Genomic DNA, 1035 nt, shown 5'->3' with positions numbered 1-1035 from the left:
TGTGGAGCCTCAAGAGGTTATCCTTGGTCAAACCGAGCCTGCTGATCGGCGTTTGAGAGTCTATACCACCGTGAGGTCGGTGCCAGTTGTATTGGTGCAGCCAGATCGGCAGCTCTTCGGCGCGCCGATCTGAGGTTGGGTAGGCTTTGGCATAAGCCCATTCCCGAAGTGCGGTCTGGATGAAACGCTCGGCCTTGCCGTTTGTTCTGGGCGTGTAAGGCTTGGTGCGGATGTGCTTGATGCCGAGGTCCCGGCAAGCGTCGCGGAAGGCGAACGACTGGTAGCAACTGCCATTGTCGGTCATGACGCGCGTGACGGTGACGCCGAGGCTTTTGTAATAAGCCACGGCTGCCTTGAGAAAGGGAACAGCGCTGTCCGCCGTCTCGTCGGGCTTAATCTCGGAGAACGCGACGCGGGAATGGTCGTCGATGCAGACGTGGACGAAATCCCAGCCGGCGCCGCGGCTCTTGTTCGGGCCGCTCGGATCGCCGGTGATGCGATGGCCGACACGCTCGAAACGCCCGAGCTTTTTGATGTCGATATGGATGATCTCGCCTGGGTGCTCGCGCTCATAGCGACGCTCCGGCTCGACCGGCTCCAGATCGCGTATCCGGTTCAATCCCAAGCGGCGAAGGACGCGGCTGACGGTGGCCGGTGACACCTCGACCTCGGCTGCGATCTGCTTGCCGGTGTGGCGCTGCCGGCGCAAGGCCTCGATGACCGTGCACGTGGCTGGCGGGGTTTGGCTCGGCGATGAATGGGGCCTGGAGGACCGATCGCGCAACCCTTCCACACCTTCTGCGCGGAAGCGCTTGACCCATTTGGCGACCGTCTTCGGCGTCGTATTGAACAGGTCGGCCGCGCCAGCCTGGCTCAGCCCGCCTTGGACCACGCTTCGGACCATCGCCTCTCGACCTTTTGGCGTCAAAGGCGCATTCTTGTGGACGTTCATCTGGTCTCTCCTTGGAACACTGAAGCTTCGCAACCTCAGCTTCCTCGGTTCAGACCAGATGGACAACCTCCTGACAGACCACA

At 61.7% G+C, this 1035-nt stretch carries 1 protein-coding gene; it reads right to left on the bottom strand.

From position 1 onward, the window contains the following. Nucleotides 1-952, bottom strand: a 952-nt coding sequence (locus tag XH84_RS31775; protein WP_128948532.1) for an IS481 family transposase, incomplete at its 3' end; no start/stop codon positions are given. Nucleotides 953-1035: the final 83 nt, after the last annotated feature.

Source organism: Bradyrhizobium nanningense (assembly GCF_004114535.1).
Taxonomy (GTDB): domain Bacteria; phylum Pseudomonadota; class Alphaproteobacteria; order Rhizobiales; family Xanthobacteraceae; genus Bradyrhizobium; species Bradyrhizobium nanningense.
The sequence above is the reverse complement of the archived record's forward strand: the minus strand, read 5'-3'. Positions and strand labels throughout refer to the sequence as shown.